Origin of the sequence: Spirillospora sp. NPDC049652 (genome assembly GCF_040675125.1) — a bacterium.
Classification (GTDB): Bacteria; Actinomycetota; Actinomycetes; order Streptosporangiales; family Streptosporangiaceae; genus Spirillospora.
Map to the genome: position 1 here is coordinate 1 of NZ_JBFAOF010000531.1, position 5007 is coordinate 5007.

Genomic DNA, 5007 nt, shown 5'->3' on the forward strand with positions numbered 1-5007 from the left:
GCGGGCGATCGCCGGGCGCTCGCACCCGGAGCTGAGCCTGGTCGCCTACAGCCTGCTCAGCCATCTGACCGACACCGGCGGGTGCCGCGCGGTCGACCTCGCCGACTACTTCCTGCTCGACAAGTCCACGGTCAGCCGCCAGGTCGCGGCGCTCGAACGGCTCGGGCTGGTCGAGCGGCACGCCGATCCCGGCCAGGGGCGCGGACAGCGGCTCGCGCCGACGGAGGCCGGGCGCGCGCTGCTGGAGGAGGCCGTCCGCCGCCGGCATGTGGCGATCACCGAGCGGCTCCAGGACTGGTCGGACGATGATCTGGCCCGTTTCGCCGGATACCTGCTCCGGTACAACGCCGCCGAGTGAGCGACGGGGGCAGAATCGTCCCATGGCAGAAGCAGTCACTTACTGTCGGATCTGCGAGCCCCTCTGCGGGCTGACGGCGACCGTCGAGGACGGCGTCGTGACCGCGATCCGCGCCGACCGGGACCATCCGCTGTCGCGCGGCTTCGCCTGCCCCAAGGGCATCGCGATGACCGAGGTGCAGAACGATCCCGACCGGGTCGTGCAGCCGCTGCGGCGAAGGCCTGACGGCGGCTTCGCCCCTGTGACCTGGGACGAAGCGCTGGGTGACATCGCGCGGAGGCTGAACGTCCTGCGGCGCGGGCACGGCGGCGACTCGATCGGCTGGTACTTCGGCAATCCGGCGACCTTCTCCTACACCCATCCGCTGTGGCTCAACGGGTTCATGCGCGCCCTCGGCTCACCGCACCTGTACTCGGCCGGATCGCAGGACACCAACAGCCGGTTCGTCGCGAGTGCCCTGCTCTATGGCTCGCCGCATCTCGTCCCGCTGCCCGATATCGACCGGACCGATTTCCTGCTGATGCTCGGCGCGAACCCGCTCGTCTCGCACGGGAGCCTGGTCAGCGTTCCGCGCATCCGGGAGAGCCTGAAGGGGATCGTCAAGCGGGGCGGACGCGTCGTCGTCGGCGATCCGCGCCGCACCGAGACCGCCCGGGCCTTCGAGCATCTGCCGATCGCGCCGGACGGCGACGCCTGGTTCCTGCTCTCCCTGCTCCACGTGCTGTTCGAGGACGGACTGGCCGATCTCGACACGTGCACACGCCAGGCGCGCGGGGTGGCGACCCTGCGCGGTCTCGCCCGCGACTTTCCGCCCGAGCGGACCGCGGCTCACAGCGGCGTGGCCCCGGACACCGTGCGGGACCTCGCGCACGACCTCGCGGCCGCGCCGCGGGCCGTCGTTTACGGACGGACCGGAACCTGCCTCGGGACGCACGCCACGCTCGTCGCCTTCCTGATCGACGCCGTCAACGCGGCGACCGGCAATCTGGACCGGCCGGGCGGCGCGGTCTTCGGCGAGTCGCCGCTGCCGGTGGACGAGATCGTCAGACTTTCCGGCCTCGGCACCTACGGGCGCACCCGCTCGCGGATCGGCGGCTTCCCGGACGTCCTCGGCACCTTCCCCGCCGGGATCATGGCCGAGGAGATCACCACACCCGGGCCGGGACGGCTGCGCGCGCTGATCGTCTCGGCGGGCAACCCGGTGCTGTCGGTCCCCGGCGCGACCGCTCTGGACGCCGCCCTGGACGACCTCGACCTGCTGGTCTGCATCGACCTGTACGTCAGCGAGACCGGCCGCAAGGCGGACTACGTCCTGCCCGCGACGACCTTCCTCGAACGCGAGGACTTCCCGCTGCCGTTCCTGCAGAACTACCTCACCCCCTACGTCACCTGGACCGAGGCCGTCGTCCCGCCGCGCGGCGAGGCCCGGCAGGAGTGGGAGGTGATCGACGAACTCGCCCGGCGGATGGGGATGGGCATCGGCGCCTCCGGGCCGCAGCGGCTCGCGCACCGGCTGGGCCTCCGGCCGTCCCCGCGGCTGATGGTGGACGCGCTGCTGCGCTCCGGTCCGCGCGGCGACCTGTTCGGGCTGCGACCGGGCGGGCTCAATTTCCGGAAACTCCGGAAACACCCGCACGGGATCGTCCTGGCCGACCATCAGCCGACCGGACGGCTGCGCCGCCGCGTCGCCCACCCGGACCGGCGTGTCCACCTCGCTCCGGACGAGATCGTCTCCGAGATCGAGCGCCTGCGGGCCGCCCCGCCGGCTTCCGGGGATCTGCCGCTCCGCCTGATCGGCCTCCGCGAACCGCGCTCGCACAACTCGTGGATGCACAACGCGCCGTCCCTCATGCGCGCGCGTACACACACCGCGCGCCTGCACCCCCAGGACGCCGCACGTCACGGCATCGAGGACGGCGCTCTCTGCGAGATCACTTCTGAGCACGGGACGATCCGGCTCCCGGTCGCCATTACGGACGAGGTCGCGCCCGGTGTGGTGGCCGTCCCGCACGGCTGGGGCCATGAGGGCGGCGGATGGCGTGTCGCGACGGCGGGGGGCGGCGCGAACGTCAACGTCCTGGCCTCTCCAAACCCGGATGACCTGGAGAAACTGGCCGGCATGGCCCGCCTGAACGGGATCCCGGTGAAGGTGGGGGCGGTGGTGCGGGAATCGAACACGGAGGACAGCGGGGCGCCAACGGCGCCCCCGGTTTCGGACATTGGGAATTAATGAACGTCCGAGTCCGAAACCGGCCCTCTTGGTTAACTCTTTACCTTGGCAATTGATCGCTCAGGAAAGCGGATCACTGTCGTTCTCGACGTCGAGACCCACCACCGAGGCGCATCCGGTGCAGATCCACTCGGCCACCACCGCCTCGGGATCGGCGCCGAGGCCGAGGGCGTGGTACGGCTCGGCGACCGGACGGCGGCGCATGCCGTGCCCGCAGGACGAGTGCAGCAGCCGCCCGCAGCGGGGGCAGGGCCACACGTCCTCCCGGCGGAGCAGGCAGCTCGGGCAGTGCGGGACCTCGGCGAGGTCGAGCAGGCCGAGCTCGTGCCGCCACTGCTGCTCCAGGTCGAGGTAGTCGTCGGCGGGCCAGTGGTGGTCGGCGAGCCAGGCGAGGTACTCCTCCGCGGCAGGTTCCAGCTCGGCGGTCAGCGACTCCGGATGGCCCCTGAGCGCGGCCCCGGCCGCCTGCCCGCCGCGCGCGGCCGCGGCCGCCTCGCCCGCGGCCCCGGCCGACTCGCCCGCGGCGGCGTCCGGTTTCGGGCGGGGGGTGGCGAGCCGCAGCGTGGCCAGCAGCGTCAGCAGGCCGGCGATCACGATCACGGCCAAGACCATCGCGGAATCCTTTCATGATCGTGTTGCGGGGAAGTCGGATCATGAATTCACTTCACAAAGCCGAGCGAACGCTATCGGAAAGAGAGTTATCGGAAAAGTCGATCACACCGGCCGGTGGAATTCCGATCTTGCCGGGACGATGACCGAAACTCCGCCCATCTCGGTCCTTAACCCCGCCAGACGGTTCAATTGCCACCACGCCGCGCCGCGCATCCGGCGGCACCGCGCCACCCGGCCGTCCCACCCGGCGGGGTGGGGTTTTCCGCAGGTCGGGAGGTGTCGAGAACCGCAGGGGAGCGGGTGGTGCGCCTCATGGTGCGCCGCCGCCGTTCTTCCTAGCGTAGTGATCATGACGCAGACGACGGGATGGACGGTGGCGGCCGCCGCCGCGGGCGAAGGCGGGATCACCGGCTGGGCCACCGACCTGATGGAACGCCTCGGCGCCCCGGGCGCGGGGATAGCGATCGCTTTGGAGAACCTGTTTCCGCCGCTGCCCAGCGAGGTGATCCTGCCCCTGGCCGGCTTCACGGCAGCGCGCGGCGAGATGAGCCTGGTCGCGGCGCTGGTGTGGACGACCCACGGCTCGGTCATGGGGGCGCTGGTCCTCTACGGGATCGGTGGCGCGATCGGCCGCGACCGGGTGCGGGCCATCGTCGACCGGCTGCCGCTGGTGAAGGTGGACGACCTGGACCGGACCGAGGCGTGGTTCGCCCGGCACGGCGCCAAGGCGGTGTTCTTCGGACGGATGATCCCGATCTTCCGCAGCCTGATCTCCGTTCCCGCCGGGGTGGAGGGGATGCCGGTGGGGTCCTTCCTGGTGCTGACGACGCTGGGCAGCGCCCTCTGGAACACCCTGTTCGTCATGTCCGGCTACTGGCTCGGCGACAACTGGCACCTGGTCGAGGAGTACGTCGGCGTCTACAGCAAGGCCGTCCTGGTGGTCGTGGCACTGGCCGCCGTGGTGTTCCTGGCATTCCGGATCGTCCGGAATCGCCGTTCCGGCGAGAATGTCCAGAACGCCGACATCACCCGACCCGACCTTCCCGTCCAGGCCCCCGGCCGAGGCCGCCACGCATGCGGCCACCCCCGGGACGCCGGACACCTCCGGACGAACCCTCCGCACGACCTCCCGCCGTCCCGCCGAGCTTGAGGAACGTCCCATTCCAGCCCGACCAGCCTCAGCCCGACCAGCTCCGGACCGACCAGCCTCAGCCCGACCAGCTCTAGATCGAGAAGCGAACATGGCGGAAGTCCGGCGCACTAGAACCTGGCGAACAGCCGCCCGCGCCCTGGGCAAGGCCGTCGCCGGCCTGGCACTCGGCACCGCGACGGCCGTCCTCACCCTCCTCCTGGCCCCCGTCCTGCTCCATGCCGGATCCGCGCGGACGCTGGCGGAGCTCGAACGCCGCCGACTCCGCGCGTTCCTCGGCGCGGACGTCCCGATCACCGACCAGGACCCCCGCCGCCTCTCGGCCCACCTGCTCGCCCGAGCGCCCATCGGGCTGCTCGGAGGCGTGATCCTCCTGCTCTGCGGGACGGGCGCGGTGGCGGGGATCCGGCTCGCCGTCGGCTGGTGGATCACCGGACGGCACCTGGACGGCATCCCCTCCTCGCCCGCGATCGTCGGATACTTCGCGCTCGTCGGCGTCGTCCTGGCGTTCCTGGCCACGCAGGGCCTCGCCGGGGTCGCGGCGACCGAACGGCGGCTGGCCACCCGGTTCCTCGGCCCCGACCGGCTGGAGGAGTACCGGCGGCGCGTCGCCGAACTGGCGGTGAGCCGCGCCGAGGTCGTCGCCGCCGTGGACGA

Annotated in this window: 5 protein-coding genes; 4 read left to right on the top strand and 1 reads right to left on the bottom strand. The window is 71.7% G+C overall.

The genetic code is table 11. From position 1 onward, the window contains the following. Both AB0J52_RS27040 and AB0J52_RS27045 read left to right on the top strand, forming a co-directional pair. Positions 1-358, top strand: a 358-nt coding sequence (locus AB0J52_RS27040) for a MarR family winged helix-turn-helix transcriptional regulator (RefSeq protein WP_500185132.1), incomplete at its 5' end; no start/stop codon positions are given. A 22-nt stretch (positions 359-380) separates the two neighbouring features. Further along, positions 381-2588, top strand: coding sequence for a molybdopterin-dependent oxidoreductase (locus tag AB0J52_RS27045; protein ID WP_500185133.1), 2208 nt, complete (start codon positions 381-383; stop codon positions 2586-2588). A 60-nt stretch (positions 2589-2648) separates the two neighbouring features. Here the strand turns inward: AB0J52_RS27045 and AB0J52_RS27050 are convergent, their stop codons facing one another. Next, the gene (locus AB0J52_RS27050; RefSeq protein ID WP_500185134.1) at positions 2649-3200 is read right to left on the bottom strand and encodes a hypothetical protein; all 552 of its coding nucleotides are present in this window, start codon (positions 3198-3200) and stop codon (positions 2649-2651) included. Positions 3201-3549: 349 nt separating this feature from the next. On the opposite strand from AB0J52_RS27050, the gene AB0J52_RS27055 reads away from it, so the two are divergent. Both AB0J52_RS27055 and AB0J52_RS27060 read left to right on the top strand, forming a co-directional pair. Further along, on the top strand, positions 3550-4350 hold the full coding sequence (locus AB0J52_RS27055; RefSeq protein WP_500185135.1) for a DedA family protein: 801 nt from the start codon (positions 3550-3552) through the stop codon (positions 4348-4350). Between the two features lie 91 nt (positions 4351-4441). Continuing rightward, positions 4442-5007 (top strand): sensor domain-containing protein (locus tag AB0J52_RS27060; RefSeq protein ID WP_500185136.1); only part of this gene is annotated, 566 nt, incomplete at its 3' end.